We start from the raw sequence: 26,308 nt of genomic DNA, 5'->3' as shown, positions 1-26,308 counted from the left end.
TTTATTCGCCAGCGGCGCCCGAGGCATCGGCGCTGCGTTTGCGCTTGCTGCCGCTGCGACGACGCTTTTTGGGCCCTTCGCTGGCTCCATCACCTTTGCTGCCGAGGTCGCGGATCATGTCGCGGCGCTGGCTGTCGTTGGCGTCCTGGTAGTCGGTCCACCATTCGCCCAGGCCGTCAGTCTGCTCGCCGGCACTCTCGCGCAGCAGCAGGAAGTCATAGCCTGCACGGAAACGCGGGTTGTCCAGCAGCAGGTCGGCGCGTTTGCCGCTGCGGCGGGGCAGGCGTTCCTGCATGTCCCAGATTTCGCGGATCGGCATGGTGAAGCGCTTCGGAATAGCGATGCGCTGGCACTGTTCGGTGATCAGTTCGTGCGCGGCTTCCTGCATTGCCGGAATCGGCGGCATGCCACGGTCCTGCAGGCGCAGTACGCGTTTTGGCAGGGCTGGCCACAACAGGGCGGCAAACAGGAACGCCGGGGTGACTGGTTTGTTCTGCTTGATGCGCAGGTCGGTGTTGATCAACGCTTCGCTGATCAGCGTGTGCGTATAGGTAGGGTTGTACTCCAGTGCTTCGGCGCTGGCCGGGAACAGTGGGTCGAACAGCTCCAAGTCCACGAGCATCTCGAAGGTGTCGGCGGCGTAGCCCGAGAGGAACAGCTTGAGCACTTCTTCGAACAGACGTGCCGAAGGGATTTCCCGCAGCATTGGTGCCAGTTCCCGAATCGGCGCGGCGGTGTGTTTTTCGATGCCAAAGTTGAGCTTGGCGGCAAAACGCACGGCCCGCAGCATGCGCACCGGGTCTTCCTGATAGCGCTGTGTTGGGTCGCCGATGAGGCGAATCAGGTTGTTGCGGATGTCGTGTACGCCGTTGGCGTAATCGAGGATGCGCTCGCTGACCGGGTCGTAATAGAGGGCATTGATGGTGAAGTCGCGGCGTTGCGCGTCTTCTTCAAGAGTGCCATAGACGTTGTCGCGCAGAATGCGCCCGCTCTCGTTGCGGGAAGACTGATTGGTATCTTCCTCTTCATCGTTTTGCGGATGACCGGCGCGGAATGTCGCGACTTCAATGATTTCGCGACCAAAGTGGATGTGCACCAACTTGAAACGCCGACCGATGATGCGCGCATTGCGAAACTCGGCGCGGACCTGCTCGGGCGTGGCGCTGGTGGCGACGTCGAAGTCCTTGGGCGTGATATTGAGCAGCATGTCGCGTACGCACCCACCCACCAGATAAGCCTGGTAGCCGGCGTTCTGCAAACGTTCGACGATGTTCACCGCATAACGGCTGAACTGAGCGCGCTGCAATGAATGCTGATTGCTGTTAAGCACTTCAGGCGTGCTGCGAATGTGTTGCGTACGACGCAAGGGAGAACGGAATGACTGGAACAACTTCTTCAGCATGGGATGCACTGTTTGAAGGAATGTTCGGCCATAACGAAGAATGACCGCATGATGGGTCGGGATTCTAGCATTTAGTCAGGGGATGGTGTAGGAACAAGCTACAGGCATTGCGCCACAAGCCTTTGAGCACCAAATCCCAGAAACTACAAGGGGAGCCGAAGCTCCCCCAGAAGTAGTTGCGTGCTCTATTTTTATTATTGGTTGCGGGCTTCTTGTTTTTGTTGATCGCCCTCGCCACGAAGCTTCACCTTCATGACACTCCCAATCGGGAGTCAAGAGCAAACGGATTGCTTTGGTCGCTGTGTTGCTGATCTATGATCCAACCAGTTCAGGCTCTGCCTTAGGGCAGTTTTTGTTGTTCTCGGCCTGGTTGCGGGGCAAGCCCCAAATGCAACGCCTCTCCAAAAGAATCAGTTAGCTGCGCCTCCGCCGTGTTGTTTTTATTATGCGTGAGTCGATTCGTCTTATTTTTATTGTCTTGTACAAAGCTTGTTATTGTTTTTGTACTAAGCATATAGCAGGGTGCGTGCCAACTTTTGCAGTGCCTAGTAAAACCGGGGGGTTGAGGGGTTTTCGGGTTTTTGACGGACCAAAAAAAGCCGGGGCTTCGTTACCGTAAGCCCCGGCTTTTGTTACGCAAAAAATCAGCGGTAACAGTTTTTTCACATCATTGGGTGTTACCTAAGGGGGCGCACCCTCAGCTTTCGCTGGCCACACCGGTCTTGCGTCGTGGAATACCCAGGCGCTGGCGCCGTTCCCACAGGCATTTACGGCTCACGCCCAGTTTGCGTGCCAGTTCGGTCTCGGTCATGTGGTCCTGATGCTCAAGGACGAAATGCTGGAAGTAGTCTTCCAGTGACAAATCTTCCGTCGGCTCATGGCTGGTATTGCTACCGCCGCCCGGTGTCGGGGCGAGGCCGATGAAGTCGTCATCCTCCAAGTCACTGAGTTCAATATCGATACCCAGCAGCTCGGCGGAAATTTCTGGGCTCTCCGACAGGATCACCGCGCGCTCCACCGCATTCTCCAGCTCCCGCACGTTACCCGGCCACGAGTAATGCCGAATCGCTTGCTCGGCGTCCGGCGCGAACTTCAGGTCGGTACGGTTGATGCGCGCACTCTGGCGCAGCAGGAACGCACTGGCTATCTCATTGACGTCGGCGCCGCGCTCACGCAGGGCCGGCAATTTGAGCGCGATCACATGCAGGCGATAGTACAAGTCTTCACGAAACTGACCGATCTTGGCCAGGCTCTTCAGGTCTCGGTGCGTGGCCGCGATCAGACGCACATCGACCTTCTGCGATTGCACCGAACCTACCCGGCGAATCTCGCCTTCCTGCAACACGCGCAGTAATCGCGCTTGTGCTTCCAGCGGCAGTTCGCCGATCTCATCGAGGAACAGCGTGCCACCATCCGCCGCTTCCACCAGGCCCGCGCGTCCGGCGCTGGCGCCTGTGAACGCGCCTTTTTCGTGGCCGAACAGTTCGGATTCGATCAGGGATTCGGGGATCGCCGCACAGTTCACCGAGATCATCGGTGCTTTGGCGCGCTTGGAGAGGTTGTGCAGGGCGCGGGCCACCAGCTCCTTACCGGTGCCTGACTCGCCCTGGATCAATACATTGGAATCTGTAGGTGCCACTTTGCGAATCTTGCTGTACAGGTCCTGCATCGGTGGGCAGGAGCCGATGATGCCGATTTCCCCATTGCTGTTGTCGACGCCCGGTTTGTCGGCGGCTTTGCTGGCGGGGCGCTGCTCGGCCGGCGCGCTGCTGGCCGACTGACGGTCACGCAGGATGCGCGCGACGGCCTGGAGCATTTCATCGTGGTCGAAGGGTTTGGCGATGTAGTCCACCGCGCCCATCTTCATGGAGTCCACCGCAGAGCGCAGGCTCGCGTAGCTGGTCATGATCAGCACTGGGGTGCCCTGGCCAAGCTTGATCAGCTCGGTGCCCGGTGCGCCAGGCAGGCGCAGGTCACTGACAATCAGGTCGAACGTGGGAATGCTGAAACGCTCTTGTGCTTCCTGCACCGAGCCGGCTTCGCTGACTTGGTACTGGTTACGTTCAAGCAGGCGACGCAAGGCAGAGCGGATAATGGTTTCGTCTTCGACGATCAAAATGTGCGGCATTGATTCAATTCTCTCGACGGTCTCAGTTCACAGCGGACGTCGCTTCGACATGACGCGGCAAGGTCACCCGAATACGGGTGCCGCGTTGGCTTTCGGTGTCAGCCGGGCTGTCGATGGTGATTTGTCCATAATGCTCTTCAACGATGGAATAGACCAGTGCAAGGCCCAGACCTGTACCTTCACCTGGATCCTTGGTGGTGAAGAAGGGTTCGAACAATCTATCCATGATGTTCTGTGGAATACCGCTACCTTCATCTTCGACGATCAGATCGACCGTATGTTCGAAAGCCTCGGTCTTGACGCGTACCGCACCACCGGCCGGCGTCGCGTCGCGGGAATTGGACAGCAAGTTGATCAGTACTTGGGCCAGGCGTTGTGAGTCACCATCGACCCAATGGTCGGGGTCGCACAGATTGAAAAACTGCACTTCGAAATTGCGCCGGTTCAAGGCGAGCAACCCAATGGCGTCCTGCGCCACTTCGGCCAGGCAGACCGCTTCGTCCTGATTCTGATGGGCGCCCGCATGGGCAAAGCTCATCAATGACTGCACGATTCGCGATACGCGCTTGGTCTGTTCGAGAATTTGCCCGCTGATCTCGGTAATTTCCCCGTCCTCTTCACGCTCTTCCCGCAGGTTTTGCGCAAGACAGGCGATACCGGTGATCGGGTTGCCAATTTCGTGGGCCACCCCCGCCGCTAGACGCCCGATACTGGCCAGGCGCTCGGAGTGCACCAGCTTGTCTTCGAGCATCTGGGTTTCGGTCAGGTCTTCCACCAACAGCACCAAGCCGCTGTTACCGGGGGCCAGTGGCTCATCGATGGCCGCTTTGTGCAGGTTGAGCCAACGTGTCTGACCGTCGAGGGCCAGGTGCTGCTTGTGCAAGTGTTCGTCGGGCAGGTTAATAAAACCCTGCAGCAATTCTTTCCACGGATCGCCGAGTGTGTTGAGGCGCGAACCCACCACGCGTTGCGCGGCGATACCGGTGAGTTCTTCCATGGCTTTGTTCCACATCAGGATCTCCTGATCCTTGGCCAGGGAGCACACGCCCATGGGCAACTCTTGCAGCGTCTGGCGATGGTAGCGGCGCAGGGCATCAAGCTCGGCGGCAAGGCCGGTGAGGCGGGAGTGGTAATCCTCCAGCCGGCTCTCGATGAAATGGATGTCTTCGGTGACGTAATTTTCGCCACCGGCTTTATAGGGCAAAAACGTCTCTACCATGTCCTGGGACACGCTGGGGCCCATCAGGCCAGACAGGTTCGCCTCAATGCGGTCACGCAGACGGCGTAGCGCATACGGTCGGCGCTCGTCGAACGGCAGGTAGAGGTCGCGCAGCGCCTGCTCGACTTCCTTTTGCGCGGCCTTGGCACCCAGGGGCTTGGCCAGTTGGGTGGCGAACTCCTGGGGCGAGGCCGCGTGCAGTTCGCGGCGTTGCGGGCGACGTACGTTATCCACCGCACAAGCCTCGGCGGCGCTGGTTTCTTCTGGGCTGACATTGGTGAACAGTGAGATCAGGGTGAACATCAGGACGTTGGCGGCCAAAGAAGCAATCGCGGCCATGTGCCAACTGGTGTCGTCCAACACGTAAATCATGTTTAGCAGCGGGATGTAGAAGCCCTGCAGGTTGCCGACCAGCGGTAACAGCATGGTGACGATCCACACCAGGATCCCGGCGAGCAGACCCGCGATAAAACCTCGGCGATTGGCCGTCGGCCAGTACAGCACCGACAGTACCCCCGGCAGGAACTGCAAGGTGGCGACAAACGCGACGATACCCAGGTTGGCCAGGTCTTGCCCGGCGCCGAGCAGCAGGTAGAAACAGTAACCGGCCATGATGATTGCGACGATCAGCGCGCGGCGGGTCCACTTCAGCCAGCGGTAGATATTGCCTTCGGCCGGTGGCTGGTACAGCGGCAGCACCAGGTGATTGAGGGCCATGCCCGATAGAGCCAGCGTCGTGACGATAATCAGCCCGCTGGCAGCAGACAAACCGCCGACGTAAGCCAGCAGCGCCAACGCCGGGCTATTGGCGGCGATACCGATACCCAGGGTGAAATACTCGGGGTTGGTGGTGGCCCCCAGTTTCAGGCCGGCCCACAGGATCAGCGGCACCGCGAGGCTCATCAACAGCAGGAACAGCGGCAAGCCCCAGCTGGCGCTTACCAGCGAGCGCGGGTTGAGGTTCTCGGTAAAGGTCATGTGATACATGTGCGGCATCACAATCGCCGAGGCGAAAAACACCAGCAGCAGCGTTCGCCATGGACCTTCCTGCAACGGAGTGTGCAGGGCGGCGAGGGCGGTCTGGTTTTGAAGCAACCACAGTTCCAGCTGTTGCGGACCGTCGAACACACCATACAGCGCATAGAGGCCGACGCCGCCGATGGCGATCAACTTGATCACCGACTCGAAAGCAATCGCAAACACCAAGCCTTCGTGTTTCTCGCGGGTGGCGATATGGCGTGAGCCGAAAAAGATGGTGAACAGGGAGATCAGTGCACAGAACGCCAGAGCCACCCGATGCTGTACCGGCTCACGGGTGAGGATACTGATGGAGTCGGCCACCGCCTGGATTTGCAGAGCCAGCAGAGGCAGCACGCCGATCAACATGAATACCGTGGTCAATGCCCCGGCCCATGTGCTGCGGAAGCGGAAGGCGAACAGGTCGGCCAGGGACGACAGCTGATAGGTGCGGGTAATTTTGAGGATCGGGTACAGCAATACCGGCGCCAGCAGAAACGCGCCGGATACCCCCAGGTAGCTGGAGAGAAAGCCGTAACCGTACTGATAAGCCAGGCCCACGGTGCCATAGAACGCCCAGGCGCTGGCGTATACGCCCAGGGACAAGGTGTAGGTCAACGGATGGCGAATGATCGCCCGCGGAATCATTCCGCGCTCACTGATCCAGGCAACCCCGAACAGCGCGGCCAGGTAGGCGGCGCTGATCAGCAGCATCTGAGTGAGGCTAAAGCTCATCGGCATCTTTTTGGCTCTGCAGGATGAAGGTCACGACGATCAGGATCAGCCACAGCAGATAAGGGCGATACCAAGCGCCCGTGGCATCGATCCACCAATCCATGATGGCGGGAGAAAACAGGTAGATCCCGACGACCAACAGCAGGACCAATCGATAGATGTACATGTTGGCCTCTGATTAGAAAACTGCGGCGATGGTAACGGATGCTTGGCAAGCTGCAAGCGCCGTCAGTTCAATTGCGCTTCGGCCAGGGTGAGTGTGCGCGGGATCTGTGTGGCATCCCAGTGCCGAATGCCCCAATCCAGCAGTTCCCTAGGGCTGGCGTGAAGCAATTCGCTGCCGGGTTGTTGGCCAAGGGCGCGTAGTGCTCTCAATAGCAAAGGCGTGGCCTGGTCGGGCGTCAACGGCGGCGAACGGTAAGACTTACCCAGTTTGTTACCGTCCGGCTGGATGATCAGGGGCACGTGCAGGTAGCGCGGTTGGCGTAGGCCCAGCAGTTCTTGCAGATACAGTTGGCGCGGGGTGGAGTCGAGCAAATCGGCACCCCGCACGATATCGGTAACACCTTGCCAGGCGTCATCCAGGACCACGGCCAGTTGATAGGCATAAAGGCCGTCGCGGCGTCGGATGACGAAATCGCCTGCTTCGCGCCCCAGGTGTTGTCGGAACTCACCCTGCACACGGTCAGTAAAGTGGTACGAAAGCTCAGGTACACGTAAGCGGATGGCTGCATCTTGCTGCTCGTGACCGGCGTTGCGGCACAAGCCTGGGTAAATCCCATTGTAGGGTTCCAGTTGCTTGCGTGAGCAGGTGCAGGCGTAGGCCAGGCCGTGGTTGAACATGTCGTTCAGCACTTTGGCGTAGGCCTCGTGCCGCTCGCTTTGTCGGACCAGTTCGCCGTCCCACTCAAAGCCATAGCTTTCCAGGGCATGCAGGATCGCCGCCTGTGCACCGGGCTCTTCGCGGGGTGGGTCGAGGTCTTCCATGCGCATCAGCCAGCGGCCGTGGTTGGCGCGGGCATCAAGGTAGGAGGCGAGGGCGGCGACCAGGGAGCCGAAGTGCAAATGGCCGCTGGGCGTGGGGGCGAATCGCCCGATATAGGTAGAGGCTGTCATGGGCCGGATACTACTGGAAAATCGGTAAACGCCAGAAACAAAAATGGAGCGTTTACACGCTCCATTCGTTCAGCTCGACAGGATTACTTGCCGACCTGTTTTTCCTTGATTTCAGCCAAGGTCTTGCAGTCTACGCACAGGTCCGCGGTTGGGCGGGCTTCCAGGCGGCGAATACCGATCTCGACCCCGCAGTTTTCGCACCAGCCGTACTCTTCGTCTTTGATCAGTTGCAGTGTCTTGTCGATCTTCTTGATCAGCTTGCGCTCGCGATCACGGGCGCGCAGTTCAAGGGCGAACTCTTCTTCCTGGCTGGCACGGTCGGCCGGGTCAGGGAAGTTGGCTGCTTCGTCCTTCATGTGGTCAACGGTACGGTCGACCTCCTGCATCAAGTCCTGTTTCCACTTGCTCAGGATCTTGGTGAAGTGCTCGCGCATGGGCTCGCCCATGTACTCCTCACCTTTCTTCTCTACGTAAGGTTCGAAGCCATTGAGGCCTTGAGTCTGCTGTTGCTTTGCTTGGGTGGACATGAATAGACCGCCTCTCACTCTTCTAATCCATTGCGCAGGATTGCAACGTCACCGACACCTGCCGGCCCTGCGGCTGCAAGCGGGCGAACTTACCAGATAGATTCGGGGTGCGCCACTCCCGGTTGTCGAGCCTGTCGCGTCGGGGTTGCAAACTGCAGAGGCCCGTCGTGGCTGGGTATGTTTCGGCTCGAATGTTGATTTTAGTCGTTTTGCGCGCGCTTGCCCGCACCGCACAGGTGGCCGGGCAGGCAATAGAACATGTTTTACCGCGCGGGTTCGGTAGAATCCCGATTTTATCCTCACCGTTAAGGAAGGCTAATGGCTCAGCCCTACAGTGCGCGCAGTCGCGCCATCGAACCTTTTCATGTCATGGCGTTGCTGGCGCGGGCCAATGAGCTACAGGCCGCCGGCAATGACGTGATTCACCTGGAAATTGGCGAGCCCGATTTCACAACGGCGGAGCCGATCATCCAGGCCGGTCAGGCGGCGCTTGCCAATGGCAAGACTCGCTATACCGCAGCCCGAGGCCTGCCTGAATTGCGTGAAGCCATCAGCGGTTTCTACCAGCAGCGCTACGGGTTGAATGTAGATCCCGAGCGTATTCTGATCACTCCAGGAGGTTCTGGCGCGTTGCTGCTGGCCAGCAGCCTGCTGGTGGACCCAGGCAAGCATTGGCTGCTGGCAGACCCGGGTTATCCCTGTAACCGACACTTCCTGCGCTTGGTGGAAGGCGCCGCGCAACTGGTGCCGGTAGGCCCTGAAGTGCGTTATCAACTGACCGCTGACCTAGTGGCCAGATACTGGGATCAACACAGCGTGGGCGCGTTGGTTGCCTCCCCTGCAAATCCCACCGGCACGATCCTCTCGCGCGATGAATTAGCCGGGCTTTCCGAAGCAATCAAGGCGCGTAACGGCCATTTGGTGGTGGATGAGATCTATCACGGCCTAACCTACGGCACTGATGCCGCCAGCGTGCTGGAGGTCGATGATGACGCCTTCGTCCTGAATAGTTTTTCGAAGTATTTCGGCATGACCGGCTGGCGGCTGGGTTGGCTCGTGGCGCCGCCGGCTGCAGTGAGTGAATTGGAGAAGCTGGCGCAAAACCTTTATATCAGTGCGCCGAGCATGGCCCAATATGCGGCGCTCGCCTGTTTTACCCCGCAAACACTGAGCATTCTGGAGGAGCGTCGTGCCGAGTTTGGCCGTCGTCGCGACTTCCTGCTGCCCGCCTTACGCGAATTGGGCTTTGGCATTGCCGTAGAGCCGGAAGGGGCGTTCTATTTGTACGCCGATATCAGCGCATTCGGCGGTGATGCCTTCGCGTTTTGCCGGCACTTTCTCGAAACCGAGCATGTTGCGTTTACGCCCGGCTTGGATTTTGGTCGCTATCAAGCGGGCCATCATGTGCGTTTTGCCTACACGCAAAACCTCGATCGGTTACAGGAAGCGGTGGAACGCATCGCCCGTGGCTTGCGGAGCTGGCAAGGCTGATGCGCTTTTATCCTCCCCTCGAAGAAGGTCGACTGATTCGCCGATACAAGCGTTTTCTCACCGATATCGAAACTGTTACCGGCGAGTTGTTGACTATTCACTGCCCAAACACCGGTTCCATGCTCAATTGCATGGTGGAAGGCGGGCAAGTTTGGTTCAGTCGCTCCAACGACCCCAAGCGTAAGTTGCCCGGCACCTGGGAGATTGCCGAAACGCCTCAGGGCCGTTTGGCGTGCGTGAACACGGCGCGCGCCAATCAGTTGGTCGAAGAGGCGTTACTGGCTGGTGTGATCACGGAGCTCAATGGCTTTACCGCACTGAAGCGCGAAGTGCCTTACGGTCAGGAGAAAAGCCGTATCGACTTTCGGCTGGAGTATCCAGAGGGTGCGGCCTATGTCGAAGTCAAAAGCGTCACCCTAGGCTTTGATAACACCCGGGTTGCCGCCTTCCCCGACGCAGTGACCCAGCGTGGCGCCAAGCATCTGCGGGAGCTGGCCCACTTGGCGCGCGAAGGTGTGCGAGCGGTGCAGTTGTACTGCGTCAACCTCTCCGGGATTGACGCCGTGCGCCCAGCTTTGGAAATCGATGCCGTCTATGGCGCTGCCTTGCGTGAGGCTAAAGCTGCTGGAGTGGAAGTATTGGCGTACGGCGTGCGCGTGACGTCCGAGGAAATTTGCGTGGATCGCCGGTTGGACGTGCTGCTCGATTAGAGCTCTACCCACAGGCCCTGTTCGTCTTCGCGACCGCGCAGGGCTTGGAGGCTTTTACCGGAGCACGGCCCGGCAATGCACTCACCGCTTTCGATCAGGAACAGAGCGCCGTGGGTGGCGCATTGGATCAGGCTGGCGCTCTCGTCTAGGAACTTATCGGGTTGCCATTCAAGCGGTATGCCGCGATGAGGGCAGCGGTTGATATAGAAGTAGGCAATGCCGTCCCGGCGTACCGCGAATAATTTGCAACCATCGATTTCAAAACCGAGGCTGCTGTCTGGCGCGAGGCTAGAGGAGGGGCAGAGAAACTTCATTTCAATCCTTGCCTTGACGTTCAAATGCAAACAATTATCAAATGCCTGCTCGCCCGTTAGCTGACTGGGTGCTCAGTTCGATGCATGGCAGGGGGTAACTGTCACATCAATGAGTGCCCGAAAGGCCCCGCCTTAGGAAGGAAACCCTGTTATGCGCCTGAGTGCCAGCGCTATTGCGCTTGTTGTCGGATTGCTGGTCAACCCTGGGGCGCACGCCTCTGAACTGCCACAGCGTTGGGTGAGTGCCGGTGGGGCGCTGTCGGAGTGGGTGGCGGCTCTGGGCGGTGAGCCGAAGTTGGTCGGCGTGGATACCACGAGCCAGCATCCAGAGTCTCTAAAAACGTTGCCAAGTATTGGCTATCAGCGGCAGTTGTCGTCCGAAGGCATTCTCAGCCTGCGCCCGCAGGTGCTGGTAGGCACTGAAGAGATGGGCCCGCCGCCGGTACTTGCGCAGATTCGCAGCGCGGGGGTTCGGGTTGAAATGTTCTCGGCGCAGCCGGATTTACCGACCTTGAAAGGCAACCTTCAGCACTTGGGCAAGTTGCTGGGTGATGAGGCTAAAGCCGACGAATTGTTTACCCGGTACGAGAATGCCCTCAGTCAGCAGAAAAGTTGGGTCGCGAAGGCCCAGGCTTCTCAAAAGACCCCTGGTGTCTTGCTACTGATCGGTCACGCCGGCGGCAAGCCGCTGATCGCTGGCAAGGACACGGCCGGAGATTGGATGGTGCAGCAGGCGGGCGGTAAAAACCTGGCCACGCACACCGGTTACAAGCCGTTTTCGGTGGAGTCGTTGGCAGGGTTGAGCCCGGATGTACTGGTATTCGCTGACCGTGCCCTCACAGGTGATGCGGCCCGTGCGGCGCTGTTCAAAGAGAATCCTATCCTGGCGTCGACGCCAGCCGCCAAGAGTGGACGTGTATTTGAGCTGGACCCGACATTGTTGGTGGGAGGGCTCGGGCCGCGCCTGCCGCAAAGCCTGGTGAAGTTGTCCGCCGGGTTATATCCGGCCCAGGCTAAACCAGCCCTATGATTACGCTGGTTAAGCCAAAAACGCTGTTTATCGGGCTGACGCTGTTGTGTGTGTTGGCGATCTGGCTTTCGTTGGCGTTGGGGCCGGTGAGCCTGCCGTTACTCGACACGCTTAAGGCGGCCTTGCGTTTGGTCGGCGTGCCAATTGAAGCGCAGGGCTTGGAGCAGGCCGAGCTTATTCTTGGGCAGATTCGTTTGCCGCGTACCTTGCTGGGCCTGGCGGTGGGCGGCGTATTGGCATTGTCGGGCGTCGCCATGCAAGGGCTGTTTCGCAACCCGTTGGCCGATCCGGGACTGGTGGGGGTGTCGAGTGGTGCGGCGCTCGGGGCCGCCGTCGCCATCGTCGGTGGTGCGTTTTTTGGTGGTTTGCCGGATGCATTCGGGCCGTATCTCCTGTCGCTGTGCGCATTTCTTGGCGGGTTGGGCGTTACCGCGCTGGTCTATCGACTGGGGCGGCGTAATGGCCAGACCAATGTGGCGACGATGCTGCTCGCCGGTATTGCCCTCACTGCGCTGGCCGGCTCGGCGGTGGGCCTTTTTACTTATTTGGCTGACGACGCCACCCTGCGCACCCTGGCGTTCTGGAACCTGGGCAGCCTCAACGGCGCGAGCTATTCCCGCCTGTGGCCGTTGTTGATGGTCAGCGCGGGTGTGGCGCTGTGGTTACCGCGCCGGGCGAAGGCACTGAATGCGCTGCTGCTCGGTGAGTCCGAGGCCAGTCACCTGGGTATTGATGTCGAAGCACTCAAGCGCGAGTTGGTGTTCTGCACCGCATTAGGTGTCGGCGCGGCGGTGGCGGCAGCCGGAATGATTGGTTTTGTGGGGCTGGTGGTGCCGCATCTGGTCAGATTGCTCGCTGGGCCTGATCACCGCGTGTTACTTCCGGCTTCAATTTTGGCGGGCGCGAGTCTGCTGCTGTTAGCTGACTTGGTCGCACGGCTGGCTTTGGCGCCCGCGGAGTTGCCGATTGGGATTGTGACGGCGTTCATTGGTGCGCCGTTTTTTCTTTACCTGTTGTTACGGGGGCGTGCCTGATGCTGCGTGTTGAAAACCTGCATATCAGCCGCGGTCGAAAAACCGTGTTGGCGGATGTCACTTTGGACTTGCTGCCAGGCGAAGTGCTCGGCGTGCTGGGGCCCAATGGCGCCGGCAAAAGCACGTTGCTGGGGGCGTTGTGCGGTGAGTTGCATCCCGATCACGGCAAGGTCTGGCTGGGGCAGCAGGCGCTGAGAGACTGGAGCGGATCGCAGCGCGCCCAGCGACTGGCGGTGTTGCCACAAACCTCGACCCTGGACTTTGCATTCCGCGTAGAGGAGGTCGTCGGGATGGGGCGTCTGCCCTATCAGACCGGACGCATGCGGGATGACGAAATCATCGATGCAGCCTTGCAAGCAGCAGATGTTGCGCACTTGAGCGGTCGCAGCTACCTGGCGTTATCCGGTGGCGAGCGCCAGCGCGTGCACTTGGCGCGGGTGCTGGCGCAGCTATGGCCGGGGGAGGAGGGGCAGACGTTGCTGCTGGATGAGCCTACGTCAATGTTGGATCCCCTGCACCAGCACACGACTTTGCAAACTATTCGGACTTTCGCAGATCGGGGCGCGGCGGTGCTGGTGATCCTCCATGATCTGAATCTGGCGGCGCGCTACTGTGATCGTATTCTGCTGCTTGACGGGGGGCGCCCCCACGCTCTGGATACGCCCGTGCGGGTGCTGCGTCCAGAACCGCTTAAAGCCGTGTTTGGTTTGGATGTGCTGGTACAGCCACACCCGGAGCGCGGGCATCCGCTGATCATTGCGCGTTAAAGTCTGCTTTCTTACAGACAAAAAAAGACCCGGCAAGAGCCGGGTCAAATAACCGTGATTAGCCTGATGAGGAGATAATCTGAGAGTCCGAACCAATGGTCTTTCAGTTATCGGCTGATCTCGCGACCAGTTGTGATAATCATAACGATTCTCATTTGAGAGTCAACAATTGTTTTTACGTGACCATCCGCTTTCCTTAAACAGATGTTCGAAACCTACGTAAATATTGAGTGTTTTGGTCGATCTAATTCTTCTGGCGCGTTGAGATTGCATCCAGTTGCCGGTTCAACGCTTCCTTACGCTCAACGGGGATGTCGTTCCAGTGCACATCCATCAGCGCCCCTTCGATGGCATACAGCAAAACTTTCGATGCGCGGAAGCCGCGAGTCCTTACAGCTCGATACGCATCGACCGCGCCCAAGCGCCGCAAGTCGGACGCGCTGTGGATGCCCACCGCATGCAGCCACTGCGCTGACGTCTTGCCAAGGTTTTTCAGGTGTTGCAGCTCATCGTTCATCAAGCCTCCTTGCGACGGCCGAATGGTGCGGTGGGTATTCGTGACCAGGCAAGCCTGAACAGGAGTGTAGCGTTCAGTAGGAAAGGCGTGGTTCTTTGGTCCGAAACGGCCAAAAAGCTTATAAGAATGGCGCGGGGATTTTGACGGTGAGCAGGCGTGAGCCGCCCGCTACACGTTGCACGTAGCGGGCTTGAGGCGTGTGTTACTTGGTACGGTAGCGCAGACGCGTGCCGAAATTGACCGACATGAGAATTTCGTCGGCGGTCAACTCAGGCGGAAAGTAAGTGCCCGAAATCTGCGCATGGGCCAGGCTGGCGCCCTCCAGCGAGCAGTCGCGCAAATCCAACCCGCGCAAGTCGGTGGAGCGGAAATACGCGTCGGTAAAATCTACGCCGGTGACATTCAACTCGCGTAAGTCCAGCCCACGGAAGTCGCCTCCGCGCATGTCGATAGCGCCGTCTTTCGGACGCTCCTGGTTGAAACCGCGAACATCGTCTTTATGCAGGAGCGAGTAGAGCGGGGTATCAAGAAGCTTGGGCTGACTCATGACAACGAACTCCTGTTGGATTTATGGCGCCATTATAGTGCCACTATTGCTCGGCCGTGCGCCCAAGTAGACGACACGACCAAGAATTTTTTCTTACAGGCCTGGCAAGCGCTGGCGAATTTGCGCGACCACCGCGTCGAGAGTCCCGCTTTGATTGGTCTCGACGCGTTTGCTCAGCAACAGTTCTTCAGCTGTGAGGGGGTCACGGTTGGCCTGCTGTGCTTCGATAACGGCCAGAGTAGCGTCGGACGGATCGTTTTTGTCTGCCTGACGTTGTGCCAGCCAACTGCTGATAACGGCCTGTGGTGCGTTGCAGTCCAGAATAAGGAAGGGCGCACCGGTGGCTTCGGCAACCTTGGCGGCGGCTTCACGTTGTTCGCGTTTCAGGAAGGTGGCATCCAGTACCACCGGGAAGCCGGCGCGCAGCACGGTATCTGCGAGGTCGTTCAAACGAGCGTAGGTTGCTGTGCTGGCGTCGGCTGCATAGATACCGGCCTGCAGCGTGTTTTCCACTTGCTGCTCGCCGAACAGGCGTTTGCGTTCCACGTCCGACCGCAGGCGCACGGCACCGAGCGCTTCCACGAGGCGCATGGATACGTGGCTTTTACCCACAGCCGAGACGCCGTGGGTAATCGCCAGGAAGCGTGAAGGAATAGTGCTGTAGCTTTCTGCCAGGTTCGCGTAGTTGCGGTACTGGCGCAGAGTGGTGGCGCGTTGTACCGGGCTTGCTTCGCTCGGCATGCTGAACAACGACACCTTGGCGCGTACCAGGGCGCGGTAGGCTTTATAGAAGTTCAGCACTTCAAGGCCCTGATAGTCGCCGGTCAGTTCCAGGTATTGGCTGATGAAGCGGCGGGCCAGGGACTTGAGTCCGCGGTCTTCCAGGTCCATTGCCAGGAAGCCGGTGTCGGCATACACGTCGGTGAAGCGAAACGGTTCGTTAAACTCGATGCAGTCGAAAATCACCACTTGGCCGTCGATCAAGGTGGCGTTACCGAGGTGGATATCACCGTGGCATTCGCGGGTGAAACCGTAGAGCTTGCGCTGTGCCAGCAGTGGCTTGAGGCGTTCGAAGCTGCTTTCGGCCCAGGCTTGCAAGGCTTCGAGTTGAACCAGGTCTGCCTTATCGCTTAGGAACGGACGGATCTGGTCGAAGTTCTGCCGTACCGGTGCCATCACTTCGTCAGGAGTGCCTGCCGGATGCGTTTGCGGGACTTTCGGTGCCGTGAGATGGAAGTGTGCAATTTGCTTGGCCATTTCATCAATGTGCGCTGCAGTCAGTTCGCCATTGGCTTGCAGGGTGCTGAGCAGTTGGCTTTGCGGGAACTGGCGCATCTTTAGTGCGTATTCGATCACCGGGCCGTCGCCGCCCAATTGAGGCGCTTCGGCAGTGCCGGTAATCGGCAACACGTCCAGATACAAATCGTTCGTCAGACGCTGGTTCAGACGCAGTTCTTCGTTGCAGAAGTGTTTGCGCTTTTCCAGGTCGGTGAAGTCCAGAAACCCGAAATTCATCGGCTTTTTCAGTTTATAGGCGTAAGGGCCGGTCAATACGACCCATGAAATATGGGTCTCGATGACTTGGAACGCTTCAACCGGATGAGGGTACAAAGCCGGGTTTTGCAGGGCGGCGATCAGTGACTGGCTCACGGGCGATCCTTCAGAGTCTGGGGGAAATCATGGCGCGCATTATGGCTGCTACGGACGGTCGTGCAAACCGCTGTCCGGCTCATGTTGATCATCAATAAAGTGCGTATAATCCGCCGCCATGACTCGAACCCGATCTCCCCGTTCCCGTAAAAAACCTCCTTCCCGCGGCCTGCGCCCTTGGCTTGGCTGGGCGCTCAAGCTCGGCCTCGTAGGCCTTGTGGTACTCGCCGGCTTCGCCGTGTACCTCGACGCTGTGGTCCAGGAGAAGTTCTCCGGCAAGCGCTGGACCATTCCTGCAAAGGTGTACGCGCGCCCGCTGGAATTGTTCAGCGGCCAGAAGCTGAGCAAGGATGACTTCCTTACCGAGCTCGATGCCCTCGGCTACCGCCGCGAACCCGTGAGCAACGGCCCGGGTGCGGCCGCTGTCAGCGGAAACACTGTCGACCTGAATACCCGTGGCTTCCGGTTCTATGAAGGCCTGGAAAAAGCCCAGCCGGTCCGCGTGCGCTTTTCCGGTGATTACGTCGCCGAGTTGTCCTCCCTCAACGGCTCGAAATTGCCGGTGGTACGTCTTGAACCGTTGATGATCGGCGGGATTTACCCGAAAAACCTTGAAGATCGCATCCTGATCAAGCTTGATCAGGTGCCTCCGTACCTGCTGGAAACTCTGGTTGCGGTAGAGGATCGCGATTTTTATAGCCACTGGGGTGTTTCGCCGAAGTCGATTGCCCGTGCGGTTTGGGTGAACACGTCCGGCGGCAAGATGACCCAGGGCGGCAGTACGCTGACTCAGCAGTTGGTGAAGAACTTCTACCTCACCAACGAGCGCAGTCTGACCCGAAAGCTCACCGAAGCGATGATGGCTATGCTGCTTGAGCTTCACTACAGCAAGCAGGAAATCCTTGAGGCATACCTCAACGAGGTCTTCGTCGGGCAGGATGGCCAGCGCGCGGTACATGGCTTCGGTCTGGCCAGCCAGTTCTTCTTCGGTCAGCCGCTGTCTGAGTTGAAGCTGCATCAAGTGGCCTTGTTGGTGGGGATGGTCAAGGGGCCTTCCTACTACAACCCGCGTCGCAATCCTGAGCGTGCGCTTGAGCGCCGTAACTTGGTGCTGGATGTGCTTGAGCAGCAAGGCGTGGCCACGGCTGAACAGGTGGCCGCAGCGAAGAAAATGCCGCTGGGTGTGACAACTCGCGGCAAGTTGGCGGACAGTTCATTCCCAGGCTTTATCGATCTGGTTAAACGTCAACTGCGTGAAGACTACCGCGACGAGGACTTGACCGAAGAAGGTTTGCGAATTTTCACCAGTTTTGACCCGATTTTGCAGATGAAGGCCGAAGCGTCAGTCAGCGATACCTTCAAGCGTCTGACGGGTCGTAAGGGCTCCGACGAAGTAGAAGCCGCAATGGTGGTCACCAATCCGGAAACCGGTGAAGTCCAAGCCATGATCGGCAGTCGCCAGGCGAGTTTTGCCGGATTCAATCGTGCTTTGGATGCGGTGCGGCCGATTGGTTCGCTGGTCAAGCCTGCGGTCTACCTCACTGCGTTGGAAAAACCGAGCAAGTACACCCTGACGAGCTGGCTGTCGGATGATCCGCTGTCGGTCAAAGGCGGGGACGGCCAGGTGTGGACCCCACAGAACTTCGATCGCCGTTCCCACGGCACGGTGTTCCTGTATCAAGGCTTGGCGCACTCCTACAACATCTCTACATCTCGGCTTGGCCTGGAAGTCGGCGTGCCGAATGTCCTCAAGACGCTGGCTCGACTGGGCATCACCCGCGAATTCCCGTCGTTCCCATCGATCCTGTTGGGCGCCGGCGCCATGACGCCGATGGAAGTCGCGACCATGTACCAGACCCTCGCCAACGGTGGCTTCAACACTCCGATGCGCGGGATCCGCAGTGTACTGACGGCTGAGGGTGAGCCGCTCAAGCGCTACCCGTTCCAGATCCAGCAGCGCTTTGACGCTGGCTCTATCTACCTGATCCAGAACGCCATGCAGCGCGTGATGCGTGAAGGTACCGGTAGCTCGGTCTATAAGGTGCTTCCGTCCAACCTGACGCTGGCGGGCAAGACCGGTACCAGTAACGATTCGCGCGATAGCTGGTTTGCAGGTTTCGGTCAGGATGTACTGGCCGTGGTGTGGCTCGGTCGAGACGACAACGGTAAGACGCCTTTTACCGGTGCTACCGGTGCGTTGCAGGTCTGGACCAGTTTTATGCGCAAGGCCGACCCGATGCCATTGAATATGCCGCAGCCGGATAACATTGTGCAGGCCTGGATTGATCCGCATACCGGCCAGGGTTCCGACGCTAACTGTCCGGGCGCAGTACAGATGCCGTATATTCGCGGCAGCGAGCCACCACCCGGTGCTGCGTGCGGCGGCGGTGCCCCTGCGGACGCGGAATCGGTGATGGATTGGGTCAAGGGCTGGATGAATTAAGCAAAGAGGGTTTCAAGTGAACAAGTGGTGTATTCCAGCGATTACAGCTCTGGCTTTGCTCAGCGGTTGCTCCAGCGTGCAGCGCGGCTCCATTCCCGTGGTGGATTCGAGCACTGCCGTCTCCAATAGCGACCGGATCTCGGCCAATGGCGGTTTCCGCCAGACCGTGACCAACCGTCCGGCGCAGGCCAAGCCTCAGGCCGTGCCGCAAGATTCGGGCGTGGTGGTGATGGTGCCGGGCGGCAGCGCCGCTACGTCCGCACCGATCAGTGCCGAGCCATGGACTCCAGGGCCAAGCACCTCCGGACCGATTGAGTCCGCGCCGATTCAGACCGCGCCGATCAATCAGGGCACTTACAACATGCCGTCGACGCCGAGTGGCATTCCATCTTCCTCCAGTGGCGGCGGCCTTTCGGCTGACGAGCAACTGGACGGTCCGGTGCTGGCCTTGCTGACTACGGCGCAGCAACAACAGGCCGGTGGCGACCTGAACGGCGCTTCATCGAGCCTTGAGCGGGCGCAGCGAGTTGCACCTCGTGAACCGCAAGTACTGTATCGCCTGGCACAGGTACGCATGGCCCAAGGCGATGCGCCTCAGGCCGAACAGTTCGCCCGTCGTGGCCTCACGCTGGCCAACGGTCGTCCCGATCTGCAGGCCAGTCTCTGGGCGTTAATCGGAGATGCGCGCGCCGCACAAGGTGATGCCGCTGGCGCTGCTCAGGCCCGGCAGAAAGCCAAGGTCAGCCTCTGATGGATGTACGGTTTCCCGCGATTGCCGAACAGTTATTGCTGATTGAGCGCGAACTGCGCATACAAGGCTGGTGGGATGAGGTGTCACCCAGCATCGAGGCGCTCAGCAGTGTTGAGCCGTTTTCGGTGGATACCCTGGACTTTCACCAGTGGCTGCAATGGATTTTCCTGACGCGCATGAAGCAGATCCTCGAACAGGACCTGCCACTGCCCAATGCGTCAGGGATTCTGGAGATGGCCGAGATGGTGTACGCCGATCGGCCGCGCGAGAGCCTCGGTTTACGCAATGCGCTGAAAAAGTTCGATCAATTGATCGTCGACGCTCGTTAATTGCCTGACTGCCGGTTTTTTCGGCAGTCTTGCGCATATTTCTACCGCTTGACGACATTCAGGCGAGTTTTATCCCTCCTCAAAGCCCTTTCTTCTACGTTCTCATGCGCTTAGTTGGAAAAAAGCGCAATTATTGCTTGACTTGAACGGCCTGAAACAGAAGAATCCAAAGTCCGCTGTATCGGGACTGCCAGAAGCAGGCCCGCTCAGCAGATCATGAGGCGCACATCCGCGCCGACCTGTTACACCCGCAACGCGTTACCTCGCGCTGGGTGGGAAAAGCCCGCAACACTTGGGACGATCCCAATACTTGCTCAGTCAGTGCTGACGTAGTCGGCGACCACCGTCGCTCATGCTCTGTTGAGAAGTAAACCTATTAAGACCCGTCGGTTTTCAACGGACGGTATTCTGGCGTTTTAGAGGTGAACAACGTGGAGCTTTTATCTGGCGGTGAGATGCTCGTCCGCTTTTTGCGTGACGAAGGCGTCGACTATATCTACGGGTACCCAGGTGGTGCTCTGTTGCATGTTTACGACGCACTGTTCAAGGAGCCGGCTGTTACCCACATCCTGGTTCGCCACGAACAAGCCGCGACCCATATGGCTGACGGTTACGCCCGTGCCACCGGTAAAGCCGGCGTGGTGCTGGTTACGTCCGGCCCAGGCGCAACGAATGCCATTACCGGCATTGCGACTGCTTATATGGACTCCATCCCGATGGTGATCATTTCTGGCCAGGTGCCAAGCACCATGGTCGGTACCGATGCATTCCAGGAAACCGACATGATCGGTATCTCCCGGCCGATCGTGAAACACAGCTTCATGATCAAGCATGCGTCGGAAATCCCGGAAGTCATGAAAAAGGCGTTCTACCTCGCGCAGTCCGGTCGCCCGGGCCCTGTCGTGGTCGATATCCCGAAAGACATGACCAACCCGGCTGAGAAATTCGAATACGTCTTCCCTAAGAAAGCCAAGCTGCGCTCCTACAGTCCGGCCGTTCGTGGGCACTCGGGGCAAATTCGCAAGGCGGCAGAAATGCTCCTGGCAGCCAAGCGCCCTGTGTTGTACTCGGGTGGCGGTGTGATCCTCGGCGGGGGCTCCGCCCCATTGACCGAGTTGGCCAAGCTGCTCAACCTGCCGGTCACCAACACCCTGATGGGCCTCGGCGCCTTTCCGGGTACGGACCGTCAGTTCGTCGGCATGCTCGGCATGCACGGCAGCTACACCGCCAACCTGACCATGCACCACGCCGACGTGATCCTGGCTGTGGGTGCGCGTTTTGATGATCGTGTGATCAACGGCGCGAGCAAATTCTGCCCGAACGCGAAGATCATCCACATCGATATCGATCCAGCGTCCATCTCCAAGACCATTAAGGCCGACGTGCCAATTGTAGGTCCTGTGGAAAGTGTGCTGACCGAAATGGTCGCTGCGCTTAAGGACATCGGTGAGACGCCGAACAAGGAATCCGTCGCCAGCTGGTGGAAGCAGATCGACGAATGGCGCGGTGACCGCGGCCTGTTCCCTTACGACAAGGGCGACGGCAGCATCATCAAGCCTCAAACCGTGATCGAGACCCTGTGCGAAGTGACCAAGGGCGACGCCTTTGTGACCTCCGACGTGGGTCAGCACCAGATGTTCGCCGCGCAATACTACAAGTTCGACAAGCCTAACCGCTGGATCAACTCCGGTGGTCTGGGCACGATGGGCTTTGGTTTTCCTGCGGCCATGGGTGTGAAGCTGAGCTTCCCGGACAGCGACGTCGCGTGCGTTACCGGTGAAGGCAGCATCCAGATGAACATTCAGGAACTGTCGACGTGCCTGCAGTACGGTCTTCCGGTGAAGATCGTCTGCCTGAACAACGGCGTGCTGGGTATGGTTCGTCAATGGCAGGACATGAGCTACGGCAGCCGTCACTCTCATTCCTATATGGAATCGCTTCCGGATTTCATCAAGTTGGTTGAAGCCTATGGCCACGTCGGCATTCGCATCACCGATCTGAAAGATCTGAAGCCGAAGATGGAAGAGGCGTTCGCCATGAAGGACCGCCTGGTGTTCCTCGATATTCAAGTGGATACCAGCGAGCACGTTTATCCGATGCAGATCAAAGACGGCTCTATGCGCGACATGTGGCTGAACAAGACGGAGCGTACTTAATCATGCGGCACATTATCTCCCTGCTTCTGGAGAACGAACCCGGCGCTCTGTCTCGTGTTGTCGGCCTGTTTTCGCAACGCAACTACAACATCGAAAGCCTGACCGTGGCTCCGACCGAAGACCCGACTCTGTCGCGCCTGACGTTGACCACCGTGGGCCACGATGAGGTGATCGAGCAGATCACCAAGAACCTCAACAAGCTGATCGAAGTGGTCAAGCTGGTCGACCTGTCGGAAAGTGCCCACATCGAGCGCGAGCTTATGCTGGTAAAGGTCAAGGCTACGGGTGCCCAACGTGCCGAAATCAAGCGGACTACCGACATCTATCGCGGGCAGATCGTCGATGTGAGCGCCAGCGTTTATACCGTGCAACTGACCGGTACAAGCGACAAGTTGGACAGCTTCATCCAGTCGATCGGGACGGCCTCGATTCTGGAAACGGTACGCAGTGGTGTCACCGGGATTGCCCGTGGCGACAAAGTACTCAGCATCTAACCCAAATTAGTGAATGGCCTTACGGCCTGGATATATAGAGGAACCTCATGAAAGTTTATTACGATAAAGATTGTGACCTGTCGATCATCCAGGGCAAGAAAGTCGCCATCATCGGCTACGGCTCCCAGGGTCACGCGCAAGCTTGCAACCTGAAAGACTCCGGCGTTGACGTGACTGTTGGCCTGCGTAAAGGCTCGGCCACCGTTGCCAAGGCGGAAGCTCATGGCCTGAAAGTGACTGACGTTGCTTCCGCTGTTGCTGCTGCTGACCTGGTCATGATCCTGACCCCGGACGAGTTCCAGTCCTCGTTGTACAAAAACGAAATCGAGCCGAACATCAAGAAAGGCGCCACCCTGGCCTTCTCCCACGGCTTTGCGATTCACTACAACCAGGTTGTGCCACGCGCAGACCTGGACGTGATCATGATCGCGCCAAAAGCGCCAGGTCACACCGTACGCTCCGAGTTCGTCAAAGGCGGTGGTATCCCTGACCTGATCGCGATCTATCAGGACGCATCCGGCAATGCCAAAAACGTTGCACTGTCCTACGCTGCTGGCGTCGGTGGTGGTCGTACCGGCATCATCGAAACCACCTTCAAGGACGAGACCGAAACCGACCTGTTCGGCGAGCAAGCCGTTCTGTGCGGCGGTACCGTTGAGCTGGTTAAAGCCGGTTTCGAAACCTTGGTTGAAGCTGGCTACGCGCCGGAAATGGCCTACTTCGAATGCCTGCACGAACTGAAGCTGATCGTTGACCTCATGTACGAAGGCGGTATCGCCAACATGAACTACTCGATCTCCAACAACGCCGAATACGGCGAGTACGTGACTGGCCCAGAGGTGATCAACGCCGAGTCCCGCCAGGCTATGCGCAACGCCCTGAAACGTATTCAGGACGGCGAATACGCCAAAATGTTCATCAGTGAAGGCGCTACCGGCTACCCTTCGATGACCGCCAAGCGTCGTAACAACGCTGCTCACGGTATCGAAGTCATCGGCGAGCAACTGCGTTCCATGATGCCGTGGATCGGTGCCAACAAGATCGTCGACAAAGCTAAAAACTAAGTCGTACGCATCAAGAGAAAACGCGGCTTAGGCCGCGTTTTTTCGTTTGGGGGCGGGTTCTGGTATAAAGCTGCATCGTTTGCGAGCGAACACTCGCCGCAAGTATTGGTCGAATTTTTTCACACCGTTGCAAGGTAAAGTCCATGAGCGAACGTCCCGAAGAGCCTAACCAGGCTCCTGACGCCGAAAGCCTGCTACCGATCGATGAACATGTCGAAGAAGGGCATGACGCTGAAGGCCGCAAGGTCCGGCATCGTGGCATCTATTTGCTGCCCAATCTGTTCACTACGGCAAACTTGTTTGCCGGTTTCTATTCCATTATCAACTCCATGAGTGCCCAAAGTGCGCTGGCGGCGGGTGATGCGGCGAGTGCCAGCAAGTACTTCGGTTTTGCGGCCATTGCCATTTTTGTGGCCATGGTACTCGACGGTTTGGATGGTCGTGTTGCACGTATGACCAATACCCAAAGTGCTTTCGGTGCCGAGTACGATTCGCTGTCTGACATGGTTGCATTTGGGGTCGCGCCGGCGCTGTTGGCATTTGCTTGGGCGTTGGGTGACATGGGGAAGGTTGGCTGGATGGTTGCCTTCATCTATGTCGCGGGCGCCGCTTTGCGTCTGGCGCGCTTCAACACTCAGGTGGGTACTGCTGATAAACGTTACTTCATCGGGTTGGCCAGTCCGGCAGCGGCGGGTGTCGTGGCGGGTATCGTCTGGGCATTCAGTGATTACGGCATCCAGGGCTCGAAAATGTCTTTCCTGGTGGCGTTAATGGTTGCCGCTGCCGGAATGCTGATGGTCAGCAACATCAAGTACAACAGCTTCAAGGAGCTTGATCTCAAAGGGCGAGTACCTTTCGTGGCAATCCTGGCAGTGGTGCTGGTGTTTGCGGTGGTCTTCAGTGATCCGCCTCGGATTCTGCTATTGGCCTTCTTGGTCTACGCCGCTTCTGGGCCAGTTCAGTACTTGCTACATATGCGCCGGGACAAAACGTTGCCTTAATGTAATTTCCCCCATACTCCGCAGTCTATTGGTGCATCAGTCCTCCAATGCTGCGGAGTTGCCATGTTAATCAAATTGCCTAAAGCGTCCGATTGCCATGAATCGGATGTCACTCCTGAATCCTTCTATTTTTCTCGCCGTAGCTTTATCGGTGGTGCGCTTGCGGGCATTGCTGCCAGCAGCCTGCCGCGTTGGGCCAGTGCGGATGACGCTGCGCGATATGCCGATGTTGAGCCGGGGAAGGCGCCGAGCTGGTTTACTGGCAAGCTGCCTGCTACTAAATGGCAGGCTGTGACGGTTGAAGGTGAGGCTATCACCCCGTTCAAGGACGCAACCCACTACAACAACTTCTATGAATTCGGCACTGACAAAGGGGATCCGGCGAACAACGCGGGTTCACTCAAGACCGAACCTTGGAGTGTCGTGATTGATGGTGAGGTTGCCAAGCCGGGGCGTTATGCCTTGGAGGACTTCATGAAGCCCTATCAGTTGGAAGAGCGGATCTACCGGTTGCGCTGCGTCGAGGCTTGGTCGATGGTCATTCCATGGATGGGCTTTCCGATCTCCGCGTTGCTCCAGCAGGTTGAGCCAACTTCCAAGGCCAAATACATCCGCTTTGAAACACTCCAGGATTCCAAGAGTATGCCGGGGCAGCGTTCGAGTTTTGGCTTGATCGATTGGCCTTATGTTGAAGGTTTGCGCCTGGATGAGGCGATGAATCCTTTAGCGATTCTTGCCGTCGGGATGTATGGGCGCGAGTTGCCCAATCAGAACGGCGCGCCGTTACGTCTCGTCGTACCTTGGAAGTACGGTTTCAAGAGTGTGAAGTCGATCGTGCGGATCAGCCTTGTGAGTGAGCAGCCGAAAACCACGTGGCAGAGTATTGCGGCGGATGAATATGGGTTCTATGCCAATGTGAACCCTACAGTGGACCATCCGCGTTGGACTCAGGCGCGTGAGCGTCGTCTGCCAAGTGGTTTGTTCAGTCCGAATGTACGTGAAACGCAGATGTTCAATGGTTACTCGGATGAGGTTGCTTCTTTATATGCCGGTCTCGACCTGCGGAAGAACTACTAATGCGCTACCCCATCTGGCGCATCGGCGTTTTTATAGTCGCGGCAGTGTGGCCTTTGTTATGGCTATATGAGGCGTGGAGTTTTGTTCTTGGACCAGATCCAGGAAAGGTGCTGGTTGATCGACTGGGGTTGGGCACTTTGATCCTGCTGTTGATCACGCTGGGGATGACCCCGCTGCAAAAGTTGAGCGGCTGGGCGGGGTGGATAGCGGTGCGCCGACAGCTAGGGTTGTGGTGCTTTGCTTATGTGGTACTGCATCTGGCGGCCTATTGTGTGTTTGTTCTGGGGCTGGATTGGTCTCAGCTTGGGGTCGAGCTACGTAAGCGGCCTTATATTATTGTGGGTACGTTAGGGTTCTTGTCGTTGCTGGTGTTGGCGGTGACGTCTAATCGCTATAGCCAGCGTCGACTGGGCAGTCGTTGGAAGAAGCTGCATCGCCTGGTATATGTGATTCTTGGGCTTGGACTGCTGCATATGTTGTGGGTCGTGCGAGCTGATCTAAAGGAGTGGGTAATCTATGCATCTTTAGGTGCGCTGCTGCTGGTGTTGCGTGTACCGCCGGTGATGCGCCGAATCCCCCGGCTTATTGCGAAAAAACCACCTTCTGCAACAAAAGCGTAATTAACGCTTGACCGCAGATTCTGGGAGCCTATAATTCGCCCCACTTCCGGCGCAGTCTAAACGGAAAACTCCTTGGTAAACAATGAGTTACTCAGTTTTCGGCAGTAAGTTGCTTCAGTTCATCGAAGCCAAAAGGAAGTTGAAAAAGAGGTGTTGACAGCAGCGTGTA

24 protein-coding genes are annotated in these 26,308 nt (G+C 58.1%); 14 read left to right on the top strand and 10 right to left on the bottom strand.

Annotated features, from left to right (window positions below):
* Position 1: 1 nt before the first annotated feature.
* The 6 genes from ACEN2T_RS22700 to dksA all read right to left on the bottom strand — a co-directional run bounded on the left by ACEN2T_RS22700 (position 2) and on the right by dksA (position 8,144).
* Positions 2 to 1,402, bottom strand: a complete 1,401-nt coding sequence (locus ACEN2T_RS22700) for a polynucleotide adenylyltransferase PcnB (protein WP_032884738.1) — start codon at positions 1,400 to 1,402, stop codon at positions 2 to 4.
* 697 nt (positions 1,403 to 2,099) lie between these two features.
* Positions 2,100 to 3,530: a sigma-54-dependent transcriptional regulator gene (locus ACEN2T_RS22695; RefSeq protein ID WP_032884739.1), complete on the bottom strand. Its 1,431-nt coding sequence runs from the start codon at positions 3,528 to 3,530 to the stop codon at positions 2,100 to 2,102.
* A 22-nt stretch (positions 3,531 to 3,552) separates the two neighbouring features.
* On the bottom strand, positions 3,553 to 6,507 hold the full coding sequence (locus ACEN2T_RS22690) for a sensor histidine kinase (RefSeq protein WP_163033263.1): 2,955 nt from the start codon (positions 6,505 to 6,507) through the stop codon (positions 3,553 to 3,555).
* The gene (locus tag ACEN2T_RS22685) at positions 6,491 to 6,667 is read right to left on the bottom strand and encodes a hypothetical protein (protein ID WP_003176118.1); all 177 of its coding nucleotides are present in this window, start codon (positions 6,665 to 6,667) and stop codon (positions 6,491 to 6,493) included. The genes ACEN2T_RS22690 and ACEN2T_RS22685 overlap by 17 nt, the downstream gene beginning before the upstream one ends.
* A 62-nt stretch (positions 6,668 to 6,729) precedes the next feature.
* Positions 6,730 to 7,617 (bottom strand): tRNA glutamyl-Q(34) synthetase GluQRS, encoded by an 888-nt coding sequence (gene gluQRS, locus ACEN2T_RS22680; RefSeq protein WP_032884742.1) that lies wholly within the window; start codon positions 7,615 to 7,617, stop codon positions 6,730 to 6,732.
* Between the two features lie 83 nt (positions 7,618 to 7,700).
* Entirely contained in the window at positions 7,701 to 8,144 is a 444-nt protein-coding gene (gene dksA / locus ACEN2T_RS22675; RefSeq protein ID WP_032884743.1) for an RNA polymerase-binding protein DksA, read from the bottom strand.
* Positions 8,145 to 8,462: 318 nt separating this feature from the next.
* Here dksA and ACEN2T_RS22670 point away from each other — a divergent pair, with 318 nt between their 5' ends.
* Together ACEN2T_RS22670 and sfsA are read left to right on the top strand one after the other, a co-directional pair.
* Complete coding sequence (locus ACEN2T_RS22670; protein WP_442117581.1) at positions 8,463 to 9,635, top strand: pyridoxal phosphate-dependent aminotransferase; 1,173 nt, start codon at positions 8,463 to 8,465, stop codon at positions 9,633 to 9,635.
* Positions 9,635 to 10,345, top strand: coding sequence for a DNA/RNA nuclease SfsA (gene sfsA, locus ACEN2T_RS22665; RefSeq protein ID WP_095186258.1), 711 nt, complete (start codon positions 9,635 to 9,637; stop codon positions 10,343 to 10,345). The genes ACEN2T_RS22670 and sfsA overlap by 1 nt, the downstream gene beginning before the upstream one ends.
* Here sfsA and ACEN2T_RS22660 read toward each other — a convergent pair.
* The gene (locus ACEN2T_RS22660) at positions 10,342 to 10,659 is read right to left on the bottom strand and encodes a Rieske (2Fe-2S) protein (RefSeq protein ID WP_032884749.1); all 318 of its coding nucleotides are present in this window, start codon (positions 10,657 to 10,659) and stop codon (positions 10,342 to 10,344) included. The two genes, sfsA and ACEN2T_RS22660, sit on opposite strands and share 4 nt — an antisense overlap.
* 151 nt (positions 10,660 to 10,810) lie before the next feature.
* On the opposite strand from ACEN2T_RS22660, the gene ACEN2T_RS22655 reads away from it, so the two are divergent.
* The 3 genes from ACEN2T_RS22655 to ACEN2T_RS22645 are packed head-to-tail and all read left to right on the top strand — an operon-like array spanning position 10,811 to position 13,490.
* Positions 10,811 to 11,689, top strand: a complete 879-nt coding sequence (locus ACEN2T_RS22655) for a heme/hemin ABC transporter substrate-binding protein (protein ID WP_122755950.1) — start codon at positions 10,811 to 10,813, stop codon at positions 11,687 to 11,689.
* Between the two features lie 50 nt (positions 11,690 to 11,739).
* A complete protein-coding gene (locus ACEN2T_RS22650) occupies positions 11,740 to 12,723 on the top strand; it encodes a FecCD family ABC transporter permease (protein WP_163034915.1) in 984 nt (327 codons plus the stop codon).
* Entirely contained in the window at positions 12,723 to 13,490 is a 768-nt protein-coding gene (locus ACEN2T_RS22645; protein WP_179179868.1) for a heme ABC transporter ATP-binding protein, read from the top strand. The genes ACEN2T_RS22650 and ACEN2T_RS22645 overlap by 1 nt, the downstream gene beginning before the upstream one ends.
* 244 nt (positions 13,491 to 13,734) lie before the next feature.
* On the opposite strand, the gene ACEN2T_RS22640 is transcribed toward ACEN2T_RS22645, so the two are convergent.
* The 3 genes from ACEN2T_RS22640 to ACEN2T_RS22630 form a co-directional block, all read right to left on the bottom strand.
* The gene (locus tag ACEN2T_RS22640) at positions 13,735 to 14,007 is read right to left on the bottom strand and encodes a TfoX/Sxy family protein (RefSeq protein WP_032884753.1); all 273 of its coding nucleotides are present in this window, start codon (positions 14,005 to 14,007) and stop codon (positions 13,735 to 13,737) included.
* Between the two features lie 202 nt (positions 14,008 to 14,209).
* Positions 14,210 to 14,554: a pentapeptide repeat-containing protein gene (locus tag ACEN2T_RS22635; RefSeq protein ID WP_032884754.1), complete on the bottom strand. Its 345-nt coding sequence runs from the start codon at positions 14,552 to 14,554 to the stop codon at positions 14,210 to 14,212.
* Positions 14,555 to 14,647: 93 nt separating this feature from the next.
* Entirely contained in the window at positions 14,648 to 16,204 is a 1,557-nt protein-coding gene (locus ACEN2T_RS22630) for an AAA family ATPase (RefSeq protein WP_442117580.1), read from the bottom strand.
* 118 nt (positions 16,205 to 16,322) lie between these two features.
* On the opposite strand from ACEN2T_RS22630, the gene mrcB reads away from it, so the two are divergent.
* The 9 genes from mrcB to msrQ all read left to right on the top strand — a co-directional run bounded on the left by mrcB (position 16,323) and on the right by msrQ (position 26,139).
* Positions 16,323 to 18,647, top strand: a complete 2,325-nt coding sequence (gene mrcB / locus ACEN2T_RS22625; protein WP_442117579.1) for a penicillin-binding protein 1B — start codon at positions 16,323 to 16,325, stop codon at positions 18,645 to 18,647.
* A gap of 16 nt (positions 18,648 to 18,663) precedes the next feature.
* Complete coding sequence (locus ACEN2T_RS22620) at positions 18,664 to 19,398, top strand: tetratricopeptide repeat protein (protein WP_442117578.1); 735 nt, start codon at positions 18,664 to 18,666, stop codon at positions 19,396 to 19,398.
* Positions 19,398 to 19,727 carry a YqcC family protein gene (locus ACEN2T_RS22615; protein WP_032884758.1) on the top strand — a complete coding sequence of 110 codons (330 nt, stop codon included), beginning with the start codon at positions 19,398 to 19,400 and terminating at the stop codon, positions 19,725 to 19,727. The genes ACEN2T_RS22620 and ACEN2T_RS22615 overlap by 1 nt, the downstream gene beginning before the upstream one ends.
* Positions 19,728 to 20,158: 431 nt before the next feature.
* Entirely contained in the window at positions 20,159 to 21,883 is a 1,725-nt protein-coding gene (locus ACEN2T_RS22610; protein WP_095186270.1) for an acetolactate synthase 3 large subunit, read from the top strand.
* 2 nt (positions 21,884 to 21,885) lie between these two features.
* Positions 21,886 to 22,377 (top strand): acetolactate synthase small subunit, encoded by a 492-nt coding sequence (gene ilvN, locus ACEN2T_RS22605; RefSeq protein ID WP_003176102.1) that lies wholly within the window; start codon positions 21,886 to 21,888, stop codon positions 22,375 to 22,377.
* 47 nt (positions 22,378 to 22,424) lie between these two features.
* Positions 22,425 to 23,441 carry a ketol-acid reductoisomerase gene (ilvC, locus tag ACEN2T_RS22600; protein ID WP_003194132.1) on the top strand — a complete coding sequence of 339 codons (1,017 nt, stop codon included), beginning with the start codon at positions 22,425 to 22,427 and terminating at the stop codon, positions 23,439 to 23,441.
* Between the two features lie 143 nt (positions 23,442 to 23,584).
* On the top strand, positions 23,585 to 24,442 hold the full coding sequence (gene pssA / locus ACEN2T_RS22595) for a CDP-diacylglycerol--serine O-phosphatidyltransferase (RefSeq protein WP_032884759.1): 858 nt from the start codon (positions 23,585 to 23,587) through the stop codon (positions 24,440 to 24,442).
* Positions 24,443 to 24,505: 63 nt separating this feature from the next.
* On the top strand, positions 24,506 to 25,519 hold the full coding sequence (msrP, locus tag ACEN2T_RS22590) for a protein-methionine-sulfoxide reductase catalytic subunit MsrP (RefSeq protein ID WP_286819928.1): 1,014 nt from the start codon (positions 24,506 to 24,508) through the stop codon (positions 25,517 to 25,519).
* Entirely contained in the window at positions 25,519 to 26,139 is a 621-nt protein-coding gene (msrQ, locus tag ACEN2T_RS22585) for a protein-methionine-sulfoxide reductase heme-binding subunit MsrQ (protein WP_286819929.1), read from the top strand. The genes msrP and msrQ overlap by 1 nt, the downstream gene beginning before the upstream one ends.
* Positions 26,140 to 26,308 lie beyond the last annotated feature (169 nt).

Source organism: Pseudomonas sp. W22_MBD1_FP4, assembly GCF_052113765.1.
In the GTDB taxonomy this organism is placed as follows: Bacteria; Pseudomonadota; Gammaproteobacteria; order Pseudomonadales; family Pseudomonadaceae; genus Aquipseudomonas; species Aquipseudomonas sivasensis.
The sequence above is the reverse complement of the archived record's forward strand: the minus strand, read 5'-3'. Positions and strand labels throughout refer to the sequence as shown.

Excerpts from the sequence above, each read along its gene's own strand:
- ACEN2T_RS22700 (WP_032884738.1), bottom strand. The coding sequence starts at position 1,402 with ATGCTGAAGAAGTTGTTCCAGTCATTCCGTTCTCCCTTGCGTCGTACG.
- ACEN2T_RS22695 (WP_032884739.1), bottom strand. The coding sequence starts at position 3,530 with ATGCCGCACATTTTGATCGTCGAAGACGAAACCATTATCCGCTCTGCC.
- ACEN2T_RS22690 (WP_163033263.1), bottom strand. The coding sequence starts at position 6,507 with ATGCCGATGAGCTTTAGCCTCACTCAGATGCTGCTGATCAGCGCCGCC.
- ACEN2T_RS22685 (WP_003176118.1), bottom strand. The coding sequence starts at position 6,667 with ATGTACATCTATCGATTGGTCCTGCTGTTGGTCGTCGGGATCTACCTG.
- gluQRS (WP_032884742.1), bottom strand. The coding sequence starts at position 7,617 with ATGACAGCCTCTACCTATATCGGGCGATTCGCCCCCACGCCCAGCGGC.
- dksA (WP_032884743.1), bottom strand. The coding sequence starts at position 8,144 with ATGTCCACCCAAGCAAAGCAACAGCAGACTCAAGGCCTCAATGGCTTC.
- ACEN2T_RS22670 (WP_442117581.1), top strand. The coding sequence starts at position 8,463 with ATGGCTCAGCCCTACAGTGCGCGCAGTCGCGCCATCGAACCTTTTCAT.
- sfsA (WP_095186258.1), top strand. The coding sequence starts at position 9,635 with ATGCGCTTTTATCCTCCCCTCGAAGAAGGTCGACTGATTCGCCGATAC.
- ACEN2T_RS22660 (WP_032884749.1), bottom strand. The coding sequence starts at position 10,659 with ATGAAGTTTCTCTGCCCCTCCTCTAGCCTCGCGCCAGACAGCAGCCTC.
- ACEN2T_RS22655 (WP_122755950.1), top strand. The coding sequence starts at position 10,811 with ATGCGCCTGAGTGCCAGCGCTATTGCGCTTGTTGTCGGATTGCTGGTC.
- ACEN2T_RS22645 (WP_179179868.1), top strand. The coding sequence starts at position 12,723 with ATGCTGCGTGTTGAAAACCTGCATATCAGCCGCGGTCGAAAAACCGTG.
- ACEN2T_RS22640 (WP_032884753.1), bottom strand. The coding sequence starts at position 14,007 with ATGAACGATGAGCTGCAACACCTGAAAAACCTTGGCAAGACGTCAGCG.
- ACEN2T_RS22635 (WP_032884754.1), bottom strand. The coding sequence starts at position 14,554 with ATGAGTCAGCCCAAGCTTCTTGATACCCCGCTCTACTCGCTCCTGCAT.
- mrcB (WP_442117579.1), top strand. The coding sequence starts at position 16,323 with ATGACTCGAACCCGATCTCCCCGTTCCCGTAAAAAACCTCCTTCCCGC.
- ACEN2T_RS22615 (WP_032884758.1), top strand. The coding sequence starts at position 19,398 with ATGGATGTACGGTTTCCCGCGATTGCCGAACAGTTATTGCTGATTGAG.
- ilvN (WP_003176102.1), top strand. The coding sequence starts at position 21,886 with ATGCGGCACATTATCTCCCTGCTTCTGGAGAACGAACCCGGCGCTCTG.
- ilvC (WP_003194132.1), top strand. The coding sequence starts at position 22,425 with ATGAAAGTTTATTACGATAAAGATTGTGACCTGTCGATCATCCAGGGC.
- pssA (WP_032884759.1), top strand. The coding sequence starts at position 23,585 with ATGAGCGAACGTCCCGAAGAGCCTAACCAGGCTCCTGACGCCGAAAGC.
- msrP (WP_286819928.1), top strand. The coding sequence starts at position 24,506 with ATGTTAATCAAATTGCCTAAAGCGTCCGATTGCCATGAATCGGATGTC.
- msrQ (WP_286819929.1), top strand. The coding sequence starts at position 25,519 with ATGCGCTACCCCATCTGGCGCATCGGCGTTTTTATAGTCGCGGCAGTG.